Genomic DNA, 14,200 nt, shown 5'->3' with positions numbered 1-14,200 from the left:
TACTTAGCGGCGGAGCTAGCGCCGGGCCAAGGAGCTAGCGCTCGGCGTTGAGGAGCCGCGCGATGGCCCGCGGGATGGCCGCCGCAATCTGGGAGGCCGAACATGGCGCGAAGCCCTCGGGGGTCTCGGCCGCGATGGCCGCCGCGTGCGCGTGGATAGCACCGGCGTGGAGGACCTCGGCGATGACCCCGGCAGGTGACGCGGCGGGAGCGCTGGCGAAGAGCTGGGCGATGACCGCGCCGAGGATACCGGAGAGCACGTCCCCGGAGCCGGGGGTCGCGGCAAAAGAGTGACCGGCGTTGAAGGAATAGAGCGGCTGGCCCGGAGCGGTGACGCGGGTCAAGCGGCCCTTGAGCAGGATGATGCTGTTTAGCTCGTCGGCTAGCTCGTGGAGGGCGCAGCTCCAGCCATCAGACGCATCGGGAGCAGATCCGAAAGTGGCCTCATAGAGGCGGCGGAACTCGCCTTCATGCGGGGTGAGGATGGTCATCGGGTGCTTGGTAACTTGCTGGCGCAGGGAGGTATTGCGCGCTAGAAGCGTCAGGGCGTCGGCGTCGAGAACGGTGGGCAGGTCCTGCGCTAGCACCTTGCGCAGTTCGGTGGCCGCCGCGGCATCGGTACCGCGGCCAGGGCCCACGACCCAGGCTTGGGCTTGCCCGGCGGAGGACACATCTGGATGGCAGACCAGCTCGGGCAGCAGAGAAGTAATCGAGTTATCCCCGATGAAACGCACCATCGAGGGCGTGGCGCGCACCGCCGCGGTGGCGCAGAGGATTCCCGCACCCGGGTACGTGTTGCTGCCGGCGGCAAGGGCAACGACGCCGCCGGAGTACTTGTCGGAGCGCGCGCCTGGTGTGGGATCGGTGATGGGGCCCGTGCAGCCAACCGGCCAGGGGCGGGAAGCGCGCCCGCCCGGCAGATCGAGTTCGCCCGATTGCCACGCAAAGGGCGTCGGAACGGAGGGCTCGTGAGCGATGAATGCCGCTGGTTCATCGAGTTCGGCGAGGGTCTCAGCGAAAGAAGGCGCGCCGGGCAAGAAGAGATCGGAGACCACAACCTGCCCGCATTCGGCGGCCAGCGCGTGGCCGAGGCGTGGCGAGCCAAAGGTGACGGTGACATCGGCGTTAACGGCATCCGCGGCGCACACTCCCGTATCGGCATCGACGCCGGTGGGCATGTCGACTGCTAAGACTGCAGCCCCGGCAGCGGTGGTATCGCGGTAGAGGGACAGAGCTGCACCGGAGAGGCCCCGGGCGGAGCCGAGGCCGGCGATGGCGTCAATGAGCAGCGCGCTGCCGCTAGGCAGCGTGCCGGCGGAAGGAAGGACCGTGCCACCAGCACTGCGGAACGCAGCGAGGGCCTCCTCGTGGCAGCGTTCCGGGACCAGGGCATGGACCGTAGCCCCGCGTGAGGCCAGCGCCGCACCGGCGTAGAGCCCATCCCCGCCGTTGCCGCCGGAACCGGCAAGAATGAGCACCGCGCCGGGGCGTGCCTCCAGCATCACCGAGGCGGCCTCTGCCACCGCCGCGGCGGCCAGCTTCATGAGCTGATCCTCATGAGACTGTTGTTCCAGCAGGCGCTTCTCAGCGGCACGGACAGTGGCGACGGTATAAGCAGGGCGCATAACCCACACCCTAGCGCGCGGGCTGGCAGGTAGGGCACCAGAAGAGGTTGCGGCCCTGCATGAGCTGCTCCCGGATCTCGGTGCCGCACACGTAGCAGGGTTGCCCGGCGCGACGGTAGACGTAGACCTCGCCGCCGTGATCATCATTGCGGGGCTCGCGGCCCATGGCCTCCGGCGTATGGGCGGGGCGGACCGTGTCGATGCGGCCGCGTTCGACGCCGTAGTCCATGAGATCGACCAGATCAGACCAGATGGCATCGAACTCTGCTCGGTCGAGCTGGTTGCCGGGGATGAAGGGGGAGAGTTCTTGGCGGAATAGGGCTTCTGCGCGGTAGATATTGCCCACGCCAGCAAAGAGGCCTTGGTCCATGAGCATCGCGCCGATGCTGCGCCGCGAGGCATGCACGCGGGCCCATAGGGCATCCGGGTCGGCATCCTTGCGCAGCGGATCCTGGCCCACTTTCGCCACCTTGGCCTGGTATTCCTCCTCCGTAATGAGCGTGCAGAACTGCGGGCCGCGCAGATTCGCGGCTGTGGTGCCGTTATCGATGCGCAGCCGGATTTGGCCCCAGACATCGGCAGACGGCTCAAAGCGTAGGGAACCGATGAGGCCCAGATGGATGTAGATAACGTGGCGCGGGTTATCCGCATCGAAGTGGAGAAAGAGGTGCTTGCCAAAGGCTTCGGCGAGTAAGAGGCGGGAGTCGTCGACAAGCGCGGCCTCCGTAGCGAACCGACCTTGGGGGCTGCTCACGGCCAGCGGCTTGTTACGGAAATCCGCATTGAGTGTCCGAGCAAGGCGGTGAATAACGTGTCCCTCAGGCATGTCAGGAAGTCTACGCGGGGGCTGTGCTGCTGTAGACTTTCCGGGTACTACCCGTTGAACGGAAGGGCCTAAATACTATGGGGCGCGCACTCGGTTTTGACCGTGAAAAATACATTGAACTGCAGTCGGAGCACATCAACGCTCGGCGCAAAGAAATCGGCGGGAAGCTTTACCTCGAGATGGGCGGCAAGCTTTTCGACGATATGCACGCCTCCCGCGTGCTGCCCGGTTTCACGCCGGATAACAAGATTGCGATGCTCGAGCGCATCAAGGATGACGTAGAAATCCTCGTTTGCATCAATGCCAAGGACATCGAGCGTCAGAAGATGCGCGGTGACCTGGGAATCCTTTACGAAGATGACGTGCTGCGGCTTGTCGACGTCTTCCGGGACCGCGGCTTCCTGGTCAATAACATCGTCATGACCCAGCTCGAGGATGGCAACAGCCAGGCGGAGGCCTTCATCGAGCGCCTCGAGCGCCTGGGGCTGACGGTGGCGCGCCACCGCGTCATCCCGGGCTACCCCGCCAACATCGACCTCATTGTCTCCGAGGACGGCCTGGGCAAGAACGACTACGTGGAGACCACCCGTGACCTCGTCGTGGTCACCGCGCCGGGGCCGGGCTCCGGCAAGCTGGCGACCGCGCTCTCGCAGGTCTACCACGAGAATCTGCGCGGCGTGCAGGCAGGCTACGCCAAGTTTGAAACCTTCCCCATCTGGAACCTGCCGCTTAATCACCCGGTGAACCTGGCCTATGAGGCGGCCACGGTGGATCTCAACGACGCCAACGTCATCGACCACTTCCACCTCTCCGCGCACGGCGAATCGACGGTCAACTACAACCGCGACGTCGAGGCCTTCCCGCTGCTCAAGTCGCTGTTGGAGCGCCTGACCGGCACTGTGCCCTACCAGTCCCCGACGGACATGGGCGTGAACATGGTGGGCTTTTGCATCACCGACGATGAGGTCTGCCGCGAGGCATCCCAGCAGGAGATCATCCGCCGTTACTTCAAGACGCTGGTGGAGGAGGCCCGCAATGGCCTCGACACCACGCAATCCGAGCGCGCCGCTGTAGTCATGGCGAAGGCCGGCATCAAGTCCACCGACCGCCCGGTTGTGTTACCGGCGCGTGAGAAAGCGGAGGAGACCGGCGGTCCGGCAGCCGCGCTGCAGCTTCACGACGGCACCATCATCACCGGCCGCACCTCCCCGTTGCTGGGCTGCTCCGCAGCCGCGCTGCTCAATGCGCTCAAGCACCTGGCCGGTATCGATGATGAGCTGCATTTGTTGTCCCCGGAATCCATCGAGCCCATCCAAACGCTGAAGACGAAGCACCTGGGCTCCCAGAACCCGCGCCTGCACACCGACGAGGTGCTCATCGCGCTGTCGGTATCCGCGGCGAAGGATGAGAATGCGCGCCGCGCCCTCGATGCATTGAAGGAACTGCAGGGCTGCGACGTCCACACCACCACCATCCTGGGCTCTGTGGATGAAGGCATCTTCCGCAACCTCGGGGTGCTCGTGACCTCCGATCCGGTCTTCGCTCGTAAGAGCGCGCTGTACCAGAAGCGCTAGACCTCACCTGCTGGACCTTGGCTGGAAGCGCCTTCCCGCAGGCATTCCCCCAGACCTGGAACCCGAAAGGTGCAGGTGGGCGTCGGCAAGCGCTTGGCGACGCCCCACCACCCACCAGGAGGTTTCGGGATCGAGGTCTGGGGCTTTGGCCTGGGCCAACCCACGCGAGTGGACAAAGTGCAGGGGAGGGATCATGCTCCCATCCCGTATTCCAGCCAGGGTTTCTACCAGGTCGCCTAGTCAACCACTGAAGTCCCGGGAAAGAGGCACGCAGAAAAAGACGAAACTCAATCAGTCGTTCGCAATCGAAGAACGAAGCCACCAATACCCCGGGCTAACTAGCTCAAGAAGTCATCCTGGTATTGCTGCACCATTGAATCGAAATCACGATCACGTTCAAAACCTAAGGCTTCCACTCTTGACACATCGAAATTTCCCGGCCAGCTTGTAACTATCGCAGCAATACTCTCATCAGGCTTGTCACTAACAAGCTTTCTCGTTTCAGAGCCAGCCACACGCTCAAGCGAATCCAGCATTTCGCCAACCGTGACACAAATTCCTGGAAGATTCATAACTCTCCACGAGCCGAGTTTTGAGCCTTCAACTAAGAGTGCCCTTCCAAGATTACGAACTGCTACTTGCGGCGATGCAAGCCACATTCTCGTATCGTGCGGCACGGGGACCTCCGACGGCACACCGTTAAGAGGCTCACGAATGATCCCGCTAGCAAATGAGCTCGCGGCAGAATTCGGTTTACCAGGTCGCACCGAGATCGTAGGGAGTCGGCAAATGCGAGCATCTACGAAGCCTTTTCGTCCATACTCATTGACAAGCAGCTCTCCAATGGACTTGGTTGCCCCATAGGTAGAGTCAGGCTGAGTGGCCCAGTATTCAGGCATTACTTGCGGAAGACTGCCCCCAAACACGGCAAGAGAGCTCGTGAAGACGAACCGTGCAGGATGAGCCCCCTTAGCGCTACGAGTATGACGCACGGCCTCGAGAAGACAACGAGTGCCATCTATGTTGACACTCAATGCCGAATCAAAATCCGCCTCCGAACCACCCGAAAGCACGGCTGCTAAATGGATAACTGCATCAGTTTCTCCAGTGATTGCTTGTAGGACAGTCTCTCGATCGGTGATCTCTCCAACCACGGAGCGCACGCGCGGATCTGACACCCGGGCAGCAGCAAGGTCAAATGAAACAATCTCGTTCAAATCAAGCTTGCCGTGGTCTGCCTCGGAAAGAAAATGCTGAATAAGCAGGGTCCCGAGAAAACCCGCACCTCCAGTGATAACGATGTTCATACTTGCTCCTTATGAAGAATGTAGTGGCCGCCAGCGCCCCGCCCCTCTCGTATTGAGGATGGGCTTCGCCAGTCACTAACAGCCAAGAAAAGGTTCTGAAGACCATGGCATAGAAAATGGGGTGAATTCCTTCCGATAGGGAGGAATAAGAAAGTCATAAACCACTTTCGTGAACCAATGCACTGCGGAAGTGATGAGGCTTTTCTATAGCAATAAGCGTTCGAAAAACAAAGCAGAATTTATATTTAGCGCACGCGCATCAATCATAGGTAGACTCCCCTCAATGCAAGTGATGTGAGATACTTTTAACATCCTACCGTAAGACACCTCACATTGAGTCTTTTATTCTTGTCAAGGACTGAATGGGCGGCACCCTTGCGGGCTTATTGCCTTTCACCAAGTTTCTGGAACCGAGGAGGATTTCTAATGTCCCCAACAACGCTCGTGCTGCTCGGCATTGCTGCGGTAGCTCTCATTCTCTTTTTGATCATTAGAGCAAAGACCCATCCATTTATCGCGATGCTACTTGTGTCGATCGCTTTGGCACTTGCAGCGCGCGTACCGCTTTCGGAAGTTGTACCTCTACTCAAAGATGGTATGGGAGGAACACTCGGAGGTGTCGCTCTCATTGTCACGCTTGGTGCAATGCTCGGTCGAATAGTGGAAGTCTCAGGTGGCGCTGAAGTACTAGCTCGTTCTCTTGAGAAAAACTTCGGCGAGAAGCGCGCACCATGGGCACTAGGCGCTGCCTCATTTATTTTTGGTATTCCGGTCTTTGTTGATGTAGCGACAATCGTGCTCGTTCCAATCACACTTGCCGTGGCCCGTCGAATGGGTGGAAAAACAAATATGCTTGCCTACGCCTTGCCTGTAGTTGCTGCTTTGCTAACAGTGCATGTAGTTCTCCCACCGCACCCTGGAATCGTTGGCGCCTCAGAGCTGATGCAAGCTGATGTAGGCATGGTTCTTTTACTTGGTCTGATTCCTGCCGTCGTTATGTGGCTGGTAGGCCAAGTGTTCTCAGGTTTCATAGTCAAGAAGGTTTTTTCTCCGGTGCCAGCTGTTGGTAGTCAAGCCGCCGGAACTACCGCAAACCAAGACGTCGAAGTTGATGATGGAGGGGCACCGTCAGTGGGGCTCGTTCTTGCCACGATTCTCCTCCCTCTTGTGCTCATTATGGGTGGCACCGTATCTACACTCATGCTTGATGAAGGTACCGCAGTACGGGATTTCCTGGGCTTCGTTGGTGACTCTCCCATCGCTCTTTTCATTGGCGTCATATTCGCGACTGGGGTCTTAGGTTTTGCACGTGGCTGGGGCAAGGAACAGGTAGAGGACGTTGTAGCCTCGGCACTTCCTGCTACGGCCGCAGTCATCTTGATCACTGGCGCAGGGGGGACCTTCGGCAAAGTCTTGACTGAAACCGGTGTTGCCGATGCTGTAGCTGATTTGCTGGTGTCCACGGGGCTACCAGTGCTCGTGCTGGCATGGTTGCTTGCAGCTTTTATTCGCGCAGCCCAAGGGTCCGCAACCGTTGCGGCACTTACAACTGCCCCATTAGTGGCACCAATGATTGCCTCCCTGGAGCTTAATGGATTGCAAGTAGCACTGGTGACTGTGACTGTCGGCATCGGCTCGATGGCATTTAGCCATGTAAATGATTCTTTGTTCTGGGTGTGGAGCCGCTACTTCCAAGTAGATACCGCATCAGCGTTGAAGTCTTACACAGTGACGACAACGATCATGTCAATAGTTGGATTCGTTGTAGTTGGAATCTTGTGGCTAGTACTAGGAGCAATGGCGTAATGGAAAGGCATGAAAAAATGAATCTTTTTGAGGCACCATCGAGGCGTCTTCTGGTGCTTGACGACGACCCTACTGGCTCACAGTGCGTTTCGAACGTCGAAGTGGCCCTCGATACTGATCCATCTATTCCGGCCGAGGTGCTACAGAACCGAGGTTCAGCGTGTTTTGTCCTCACGAATTCGCGCGCCCTCGATGAAGACGCTGCCGTAGAAATCAACCGCAAAATGGTTGGGTCCGTAGTCGAACGCTTGGAAGACTGCCGCGGCCTACATGTTGTTTCTCGCTCGGATTCAACGCTTCGCGGCCACGTAATCGCAGAGCCAAATGCAATTGCTGATGCGCTTGCGGAGCACAACATCGAAGTAGATGGCTTTTTGTTCTGCCCGGCGATGATTGAAGCAGGCCGATTCACTAAAAATGATGTTCACTTCGCCATAGTGGACGGAAAAGCGCAACAGGTGGAGGACACTGACTTTGCGAACGACGCAACATTTGGGTATTCCCACTCGAACCTTGCGGACTTTCTTGAAGAGAGGTCTGGTGGGATAGTCCGCGCGGAGGAGTGTGTCTCAATAAGTCTCACCGATATCCGCGACGGTGGCGTAGAAACGGTCAAGGCAAAGCTCGTCGAGGCGAAGAATCGACGCTGGATAATAGTTAATGCCACCGAATATTCCGACATGGATATCGTGTCAGAAGCAGTGGCAGAACTCGAAGAACAGGGCAAAGTGTTTGTGACTCGTTGCGGCCCTTCCTTCGTTCGCTCCCTAGCTGGGCAGCGAAACGCTCAACTGATTACTTCTGATTCCTTAGAAATTGATCCATCACGCACAGCTCATGGGCTCGTCGTCGTTGGCTCACACGTAGGGCTCACGAGCCAACAGCTTGCAGTACTTCAGCAGCGAAGCAATCTCCATGAGTTTGAGCTGCAGGTTCCTAAGCTGCTCGATTCAGGATCCCGTGAGCAGCATATCGATGAGGTTTCAATGCGTGTGAGAGAAGCGCTAGCGAGTTCCGATTGCGTCCTGTACACGAGTCGAGAACTGATTAGGACAGAGTCAAAGGCTGAATCTCTCGCGATCGCACGACAAGTCTCTGATGCAGTCGTTGCAGTGGTGCAAGCAGCAAGGGAAGCACGTCCAGCCTGGGTCGTCGCCAAGGGAGGTATTACATCCCACGAGGTAGCGGCTTCGGGCCTCGGGATTCAGCGTGCCAAGGTCCAAGGTCAGTTTTATGAGGGGCAGATTAGCTTGTTTACTGCTACCGAAGCTCCTGAAGACGTGATCGGAGTACCGTACGTAGTTTTCCCGGGAAATGTAGGCGGTAAGGAGGCTTTGGCAGAGGTCGTTGAAAGGCTACGAGCTGCCACGACAGATGCTTAGGCTTATCCTTTTCTCACTAAAGAATAGGGCCAACCTTAATCCGCATATCAAAAACTGCGAATCTACCCGATGACTACATACACCGAGAGTAGATTAGCTGGAAAATTTCACAGTACCTACCAATTTATTTTTACACTCAAGGGAGTTTTAAGTGCGCACCACTCCAAAAGTTGCCTGGATCGGGCTCGGCGCCATGGGAGGGCCAATGGCCCTCGCAACCGCATCAGCTGGAATGAGCGTCACGGCATTTGACGTCCAGCCCTCTTCACTCGAATCAGTAGCACCTCAAGTGAGCGCTGCCTCTAACGCTCGTGAGGCTGTTTCTGGTGCCGACGTCACCGCGATTATGGTGGCAACTGGAGACCAGTTGCAATCCGTCCTATTCGGAGAAGAAGGAATTTCCCCTCACCTTTCTCAAGGTTCAGTAATTCTCATTATGGCGACCGTCGGCCCGAAGGCCATTGAACAAGCTGTTGATGGCCTTGCGGGTACAGGCGTACATGTCGTTGACGCACCAGTGTCTGGCGGCGTCGCACGAGCAAAAACAGGGGATCTACTCATGATGGTGTCTGGCGACAGTTCCGCTGTGGCCGTCGTTCAGCCACTTCTGGATGCAATGGCGTCAAACGCCCCCGTAGTCGGCGAACGTCCTGGCGACGGCCAGCGTTTCAAGATCGTAAATCAGCTGTTGTGCGGCGTCCATATCGCAGCTGCTGGCGAAGCACTAGCTCTAGCGGATTCGATGGGGCTGGAAGTCTCCCGGGTGCACAAGGTGCTTGGAACAGGAGCTGCAGCTAGCTTTATGTTTGGTGATCGCGGGCAGAGGATGGTTGATGAGGCCTTTGATGAGGTGCGTAGTGCACTCGATATCTTTGTGAAGGATATGGGACTAGTCGGGGAAGCTGCACGAGAAGTACACCAAGAAGTACCACTTGCAGTTACGGCGGAGCAACTTTATATCAGAGGACATCGCGAGGGAGTGGGGCGTAAGGACGATTCAATCGTCTTCAAACTGCTACGCGGCGAGCATTGATGAGTATTGACTTAGGCGACCGACTTCGACGCCTCCAGCGCACACCGCATTTCCCCAGACCTAAAACCCGCAACCTGCAGGTGAGCGGCGCATAGCGCTTGATTCCGCCGTGGGCGTTATACCGCAGCTGCTCTGCGCCGTCCTCATCGACGATCTTCCAACCATTACGGGTGATTTCACGGGCGACGACACTGTGGTGCCTATTGATTTTCTGCGCGATGGCTCGTGCCGAATCACCGACACGACATCCCGCTTCAATAGCAACACGGTCTTCAACAGTAAGCCTGCGACCACGCCCTACTAAGGCGTGTTTGTCGAATACGCCGCTAGGAAATCCATCGACGGCTTGAGTTTTCATCGGTGCTGGCATACCAGAATCTTTACCCAGCTTCTTGCCTGTATCTGGTATAGACACCACCGCCTCATCAGGCGTTCGGCGATGTCGCTGCCGGCGTGACTTCGCATACCGCTGCTTCCTTATCCACTCATACACGGTAGAAGGATGCACACCGATAGCATCAGCCACTGTCTGACAGTTCTCACCAGCAAGCACTCGCTCCACGGCCTGGGCACGTTCATCAGGTGACAAGTGGGCGCGTCTAGGCCGCACTTCGATTACACCAGCTTTCTTTAACCTGCTGTGAAGCAAGCCAGTCGATATTCCAACAGTCTGTGCTGCTTGATTGATCGACATACCTGCACGCACCAACCCAACAGCCTCACGGACAAACGGATCACGCAGACGACTCGCACGCCTGCCAGGAGGCTCGACACCTCTTACCCTCAACCAACCGTAAACCGTATCGGGACCCACACCCACATCACGCGCGACGAGACTAACTGCCTCACCTGCCACCACGCGCTCAATAGCGGCTTCCTTAACATCCTTCGGAGTCCAACGCGTCACAACTACCTCCCGGTCGAAGTGGCGCATTCACCCCTTGACAGCACGCAGGTGGGCGTCGGCAAGCGCTTGGCGACGCCCCACCACCCACCAGGAGGTTTCGGGATCGAGGTCTGGGGCTTTGGGTTAAGAGCGGTTGCAGCGCTGTGCCCAAAAGATTGGGGTTTTACCTCGCAGCGGGCCTAGACTTGCGGGCGTGACTATTGGCAAGATTCTCCTCTACTACTGCTTTACTCCCATCGAGGACCCCACCGCGATCATGCTGTGGCAGCGCTCCCTGTGCGAAAAGCTCGGGCTCAAGGGCCGTATCCTCATTTCGGAGCACGGAATCAACGGCACCGTGGGCGGGGACATGGACGCGTGTAAGCGCTATGTGCGCGAGACGCGCGAGTACCCGGGCTTCAAGAAGATGGAGTTCAAGTGGTCCGAAGGCGGAGCGGAAGACTTCCCGCGCCTGTCGGTCAAGGTGCGCGATGAAATTGTGGCCTTCGGCGCGCCGGGCGAGCTCAAAGTGGATGAGAACGGCGTCATCGGCGGTGGTGTCCACCTCAAGCCCGAAGAGGTCAACAAGTTGGTGGAGGAGCGTGGCGAGGAGGTCGTCTTCTTCGACGGCCGCAACGCCATGGAGGCGGAAATCGGCAAATTCAAGAATGCCGTGGTGCCGGATGTGCGTACGACCCACGACTTCATCGCTGAACTCGAATCTGGCAAGTATGACTGGATGAAGGACAAGCCCGTGGTCTCCTATTGCACGGGTGGTATTCGCTGCGAAATCCTCTCCGCGCTGATGAAGAACCGCGGCTTTAACGAGGTCTATCAGATTGACGGCGGCATCGTCCGCTACGGAGAAAAGTACGGCAACGATGGCCTGTGGGAAGGCTCGATGTACGTCTTTGACAAGCGCATGCACCACGAGTTTGGTCAGGGCCTAGAGGATCCAGGCTTTATTCAGCTTGGCCACTGCGTGCACTGTGGGAAGGGGACGAATACCTTCCACAATTGCATTAATGAGGACACGTGCCGCAAGCAGGTGCTCATTTGCGATGACTGTATCCAGCACGTGGAAACCCAGCACTGTGGGCGTCCAGATTGCGCCGAGGTGGCTGCGGCCCAGGCGCAGGCCTAGCTTTCGCTAGTTTTCAAGCACCGGGGTGAGCAGGATCTGGATGTCGTTGATGCACCAGATCATGAAGTTGCCGGCCATGACCCAGAAAATCGCCATCCAACCGCGCCAGCGCACGTAGGCCTTGAGTTTGCGCACCATGATGACGGCGCAGCCGATCATGCCGATGAAGGGGATGATCAGCGTCGTCGTGGCGAACACCGTGCGCTGGGTCCTTGTGCACAGCCAAGCGGCGAACTCCACGCGGAGGCAGTCGGTCGTGGTTCCGAAAAACCTGAAGAATCCAGCGAGGAGGAGCGCGTACAGCGCCGAGCTCACAAGGATAGCCACCATAAACCACAGCGCCTGGCGCGAGGAGCGGCGGTTGGCCTCGGCGACGGCGAGGGGATCGGGCTCGTCGGCAAGCTCATCAAAGCTGCGGGGCTCTGGGCGAGGCAGGTTGGTATAGTCCGCGTCGGACGTGAGATCATTTTCGGGGTGCTCTGCTGCCATGCTGTGCAAGTCTAACGTGCTTCGGGGTCATAGGTGCTCGGGCAGACCAGGACTGGCACGCCCACGTGGGGGAGTAGTTCGGTGGCGGTGCTGCCGATGAAGACGCGCTCGATCGGTCCCATGGGGGAGGAGCCCAAGCAGAGCAGGTCGCCCTTCTTCCACTTGAGCGAATCCACCGCGCCGGACCAGCCGTGACCGCTGCCGATGTCCGTCGTGACGGAAATCTCCGGGAAGGCCTCTGCGATGAAATCGTGGGCGCGGTCCAACAGCGAGAGCGAGTGCTCGCGCCAATTGGGGGCGTCGGAGGGAAAAGTGGGGGAGTATTCGAGGGGGACGTCGACCAGCCCCTTGGCGGAAAACGCCAGGATACGCAAGGGGATGCCGCCGCGCTGCGCAATGCAAGCTGCGTGCCGGAGGGCGGGATCGTCAGCGCGGCCAAGTTCGGTGAAGGCGAAATTGATGCGCGTCACTCCGTGCTTGGACAGCTTGATACCGCGCGGGGTGAGACCCACGGGAAGCGGCGAGTAGTGCAGCAGCGCATCGGCGGTAGAACCGGAGAAGAAACGGCCCTTCGGCGCGGACTGGTTGGCCCCCAGGAGGATGACGTGCGCGTTGAAATCCGTAGCCGCTTGCTCCAGCAGCTGCGGGCGGGACGGTCCCGCGATGAGAACGGAGACGTTCTTATCGAGCTGGTCCTTGTCCACCCCGGCTGCGTCCAAGGCCTGCTTAACGGCGCGTTCGCAGGTTGCGCGCTCCTTCTTGAACCACTGCTTATAGGAGCCACTGAGCTTGCTGAGCGACGTCACGGTGAGGGGTTGCGAAATCGTGGATACTACCCGGATCTGAACGGGCGTGGAACGCGCAAGCCATGCGGCAAACTCGATGGCCTCGGTGCCCGTGGAGCTAGGACTCCACGAGACGAGTACGCGAAGCGGGGGGATACGGTCTTCCGAGGAGGACTGTCCTTCCGCGGGGTGTGAAGATTTCTTAGCCATTCATCAAAAGGATCGGGGTCGTTTCCTTCATTATCGACCCTTCACGCTTTAAAATAAAATCTGTTCTACCGGCGCTTTTTGGTCTATTTTCCGTCCATGGTGGGGCGGTACACATCCGCGAGTTTGGAAATCAGGTTGACCAAAGAATTGGCGTCCTTGATGTCCTCCGGTTCAAGCCAGCGCAGGATCTCGGCCAAAGCTGCCGCACGCTGGCGGGAGACGATGGTCAGCTCGGATTCGCCGAGCTGGGTGAGGGCGACGAGAACGCCGCGGCGGTCCTTTTCATCGCGGTGCCGTTCCACGAAGCCTTGGCGCTCCAATTGGTACAGTGCATTGGACGCGGTGGGCATCCGGATCAACTCTGCTTGGGCGATGGTGCTGACGCGAGAGGGCCCACGCAGGCGCAGTTGATTCATGATCGAGACCTGCGAGGTGGTTAGGGACGTGCCCTCCGTTGTGCGTTGGAAGATGAGCATGAGCTTATTGAGCGCGGGCTGGATCTGGCGGGCAACATCCAGGGCGTCCTCGTAGGGGATCGGGGATTCGATAGTTTCTTCACTCATGGAAAATAAGTGTAGCTACGATCCACTCGCGGCGGTAGTTAGCCGAGTAAAAAATTAGGTTTTGCGTCACGAAGCGCCCAAAGAGAGCCTAGATTGTTGACGCTGCCCGCACTACACTGTCCGGCGTGAATTCTCCGTCCAAGGCAGAGTCTGCAAAGACAAGGCCAGAAGTGGCCTACCGCAACGAAGTCTCCTATGAATGGGAGCGCGCACAGCATCTGCGCGAGCTTCGCGCGGGAAAAGTGACGCGCGAAGAATTGTGTGATGCTGATTTTCTCCTTCGCGCGGCGGCGGAGCACCACGGCGTTGACATGCAGAAGCCGTGCCCGGTGTGCGGCGAAGAGCTGCGACTGACCCGCTGGGTTTATGGCGACTCTTTAAAGCGCCGTGCGGGAAGCGCGCGTAGCGCGGCGGAAATTGCAGAAATGGCGGCCGAGGGGCTGGAGTTTACAGTGCATTTCGTGGAAGTGTGCCCGGCATGCCGCTGGAATCATCTGCTTCGAGCGGCCACGGTCTATGCTCGAAGGTAGTTTTGGCTTCCCAGTTCACGCCGGTAAGCTGCATGTATTTA

General features: G+C 58.5%; 12 protein-coding genes and 2 pseudogenes. 6 read left to right on the top strand and 8 right to left on the bottom strand.

Annotation, left to right across the window (positions count from 1 at the left end; all coding sequences use genetic code 11):
• Nucleotides 1–34: 34 nt before the first annotated feature.
• Both HMPREF2565_RS06280 and HMPREF2565_RS06275 read right to left on the bottom strand, forming a co-directional pair.
• Nucleotides 35–1,624, bottom strand: a complete 1,590-nt coding sequence (locus HMPREF2565_RS06280; RefSeq protein ID WP_071407032.1) for an NAD(P)H-hydrate epimerase — start codon at nucleotides 1,622–1,624, stop codon at nucleotides 35–37.
• Nucleotides 1,625–1,634: 10 nt separating this feature from the next.
• Nucleotides 1,635–2,450 carry an Fpg/Nei family DNA glycosylase gene (locus tag HMPREF2565_RS06275; protein WP_071407031.1) on the bottom strand — a complete coding sequence of 272 codons (816 nt, stop codon included), beginning with the start codon at nucleotides 2,448–2,450 and terminating at the stop codon, nucleotides 1,635–1,637.
• 77 nt (nucleotides 2,451–2,527) lie between these two features.
• Here HMPREF2565_RS06275 and HMPREF2565_RS06270 point away from each other — a divergent pair, with 77 nt between their 5' ends.
• The gene (locus HMPREF2565_RS06270; protein WP_071407030.1) at nucleotides 2,528–4,024 is read left to right on the top strand and encodes a DUF1846 domain-containing protein; all 1,497 of its coding nucleotides are present in this window, start codon (nucleotides 2,528–2,530) and stop codon (nucleotides 4,022–4,024) included.
• A gap of 338 nt (nucleotides 4,025–4,362) precedes the next feature.
• On the opposite strand, the gene denD is transcribed toward HMPREF2565_RS06270, so the two are convergent.
• The gene (denD, locus tag HMPREF2565_RS06265; protein ID WP_070510162.1) at nucleotides 4,363–5,331 is read right to left on the bottom strand and encodes a D-erythronate dehydrogenase; all 969 of its coding nucleotides are present in this window, start codon (nucleotides 5,329–5,331) and stop codon (nucleotides 4,363–4,365) included.
• 426 nt (nucleotides 5,332–5,757) lie between these two features.
• Between denD and HMPREF2565_RS06260 the strand changes: the two genes are divergently transcribed.
• The 3 genes from HMPREF2565_RS06260 (at nucleotide 5,758) to HMPREF2565_RS06250 (ending at nucleotide 9,552) form a co-directional block, all read left to right on the top strand.
• Entirely contained in the window at nucleotides 5,758–7,137 is a 1,380-nt protein-coding gene (locus tag HMPREF2565_RS06260) for a GntP family permease (protein WP_070547020.1), read from the top strand.
• Nucleotides 7,137–8,519 carry a four-carbon acid sugar kinase family protein gene (locus tag HMPREF2565_RS06255; RefSeq protein ID WP_070510168.1) on the top strand — a complete coding sequence of 461 codons (1,383 nt, stop codon included), beginning with the start codon at nucleotides 7,137–7,139 and terminating at the stop codon, nucleotides 8,517–8,519. The genes HMPREF2565_RS06260 and HMPREF2565_RS06255 overlap by 1 nt, the downstream gene beginning before the upstream one ends.
• Nucleotides 8,520–8,670: 151 nt before the next feature.
• Complete coding sequence (locus HMPREF2565_RS06250; RefSeq protein WP_083317774.1) at nucleotides 8,671–9,552, top strand: NAD(P)-dependent oxidoreductase; 882 nt, start codon at nucleotides 8,671–8,673, stop codon at nucleotides 9,550–9,552.
• Nucleotides 9,553–9,661: 109 nt separating this feature from the next.
• Here HMPREF2565_RS06250 and HMPREF2565_RS14210 read toward each other — a convergent pair.
• Nucleotides 9,662–10,017 (bottom strand): annotated as a pseudogene (locus HMPREF2565_RS14210) (helix-turn-helix domain-containing protein); the annotation flags it as partial.
• 19 nt (nucleotides 10,018–10,036) lie between these two features.
• Nucleotides 10,037–10,246 (bottom strand): annotated as a pseudogene (locus tag HMPREF2565_RS14205) (helix-turn-helix domain-containing protein); the annotation flags it as partial.
• A gap of 406 nt (nucleotides 10,247–10,652) precedes the next feature.
• On the opposite strand from HMPREF2565_RS14205, the gene HMPREF2565_RS06240 reads away from it, so the two are divergent.
• Nucleotides 10,653–11,582, top strand: a complete 930-nt coding sequence (locus tag HMPREF2565_RS06240; protein ID WP_049154485.1) for an oxygen-dependent tRNA uridine(34) hydroxylase TrhO — start codon at nucleotides 10,653–10,655, stop codon at nucleotides 11,580–11,582.
• 6 nt (nucleotides 11,583–11,588) lie between these two features.
• Here the strand turns inward: HMPREF2565_RS06240 and HMPREF2565_RS06235 are convergent, their stop codons facing one another.
• The 3 genes from HMPREF2565_RS06235 to HMPREF2565_RS06225 all read right to left on the bottom strand — a co-directional run bounded on the left by HMPREF2565_RS06235 (nucleotide 11,589) and on the right by HMPREF2565_RS06225 (nucleotide 13,629).
• Nucleotides 11,589–12,071, bottom strand: coding sequence for a hypothetical protein (locus HMPREF2565_RS06235; protein ID WP_049154484.1), 483 nt, complete (start codon nucleotides 12,069–12,071; stop codon nucleotides 11,589–11,591).
• Nucleotides 12,072–12,082: 11 nt separating this feature from the next.
• A complete protein-coding gene (locus HMPREF2565_RS06230) occupies nucleotides 12,083–13,066 on the bottom strand; it encodes a universal stress protein (RefSeq protein WP_070547018.1) in 984 nt (327 codons plus the stop codon).
• Nucleotides 13,067–13,149: 83 nt separating this feature from the next.
• Complete coding sequence (locus tag HMPREF2565_RS06225; protein ID WP_046648788.1) at nucleotides 13,150–13,629, bottom strand: MarR family winged helix-turn-helix transcriptional regulator; 480 nt, start codon at nucleotides 13,627–13,629, stop codon at nucleotides 13,150–13,152.
• Between the two features lie 170 nt (nucleotides 13,630–13,799).
• On the opposite strand from HMPREF2565_RS06225, the gene HMPREF2565_RS06220 reads away from it, so the two are divergent.
• Nucleotides 13,800–14,159, top strand: a complete 360-nt coding sequence (locus HMPREF2565_RS06220; RefSeq protein ID WP_070510184.1) for a DUF5318 family protein — start codon at nucleotides 13,800–13,802, stop codon at nucleotides 14,157–14,159.
• The last annotated feature ends 41 nt before the right edge of the window (nucleotides 14,160–14,200 follow it).

This window comes from Corynebacterium sp. HMSC072A04 (assembly GCF_001809235.1).
Lineage (GTDB): Bacteria > Actinomycetota > Actinomycetes > Mycobacteriales > Mycobacteriaceae > Corynebacterium > Corynebacterium hiratae.
This window is presented reverse-complemented; position numbering and strand designations above follow the sequence as displayed.

Excerpts from the sequence above, each read along its gene's own strand:
- HMPREF2565_RS06270 (WP_071407030.1), top strand. The coding sequence starts at position 2,528 with ATGGGGCGCGCACTCGGTTTTGACCGTGAAAAATACATTGAACTGCAG.
- HMPREF2565_RS06275 (WP_071407031.1), bottom strand. The coding sequence starts at position 2,450 with ATGCCTGAGGGACACGTTATTCACCGCCTTGCTCGGACACTCAATGCG.
- HMPREF2565_RS06260 (WP_070547020.1), top strand. The coding sequence starts at position 5,758 with ATGTCCCCAACAACGCTCGTGCTGCTCGGCATTGCTGCGGTAGCTCTC.
- HMPREF2565_RS06280 (WP_071407032.1), bottom strand. The coding sequence starts at position 1,624 with ATGCGCCCTGCTTATACCGTCGCCACTGTCCGTGCCGCTGAGAAGCGC.
- HMPREF2565_RS06255 (WP_070510168.1), top strand. The coding sequence starts at position 7,137 with ATGGAAAGGCATGAAAAAATGAATCTTTTTGAGGCACCATCGAGGCGT.
- HMPREF2565_RS06235 (WP_049154484.1), bottom strand. The coding sequence starts at position 12,071 with ATGGCAGCAGAGCACCCCGAAAATGATCTCACGTCCGACGCGGACTAT.
- HMPREF2565_RS06230 (WP_070547018.1), bottom strand. The coding sequence starts at position 13,066 with ATGGCTAAGAAATCTTCACACCCCGCGGAAGGACAGTCCTCCTCGGAA.
- HMPREF2565_RS06225 (WP_046648788.1), bottom strand. The coding sequence starts at position 13,629 with ATGAGTGAAGAAACTATCGAATCCCCGATCCCCTACGAGGACGCCCTG.
- denD (WP_070510162.1), bottom strand. The coding sequence starts at position 5,331 with ATGAACATCGTTATCACTGGAGGTGCGGGTTTTCTCGGGACCCTGCTT.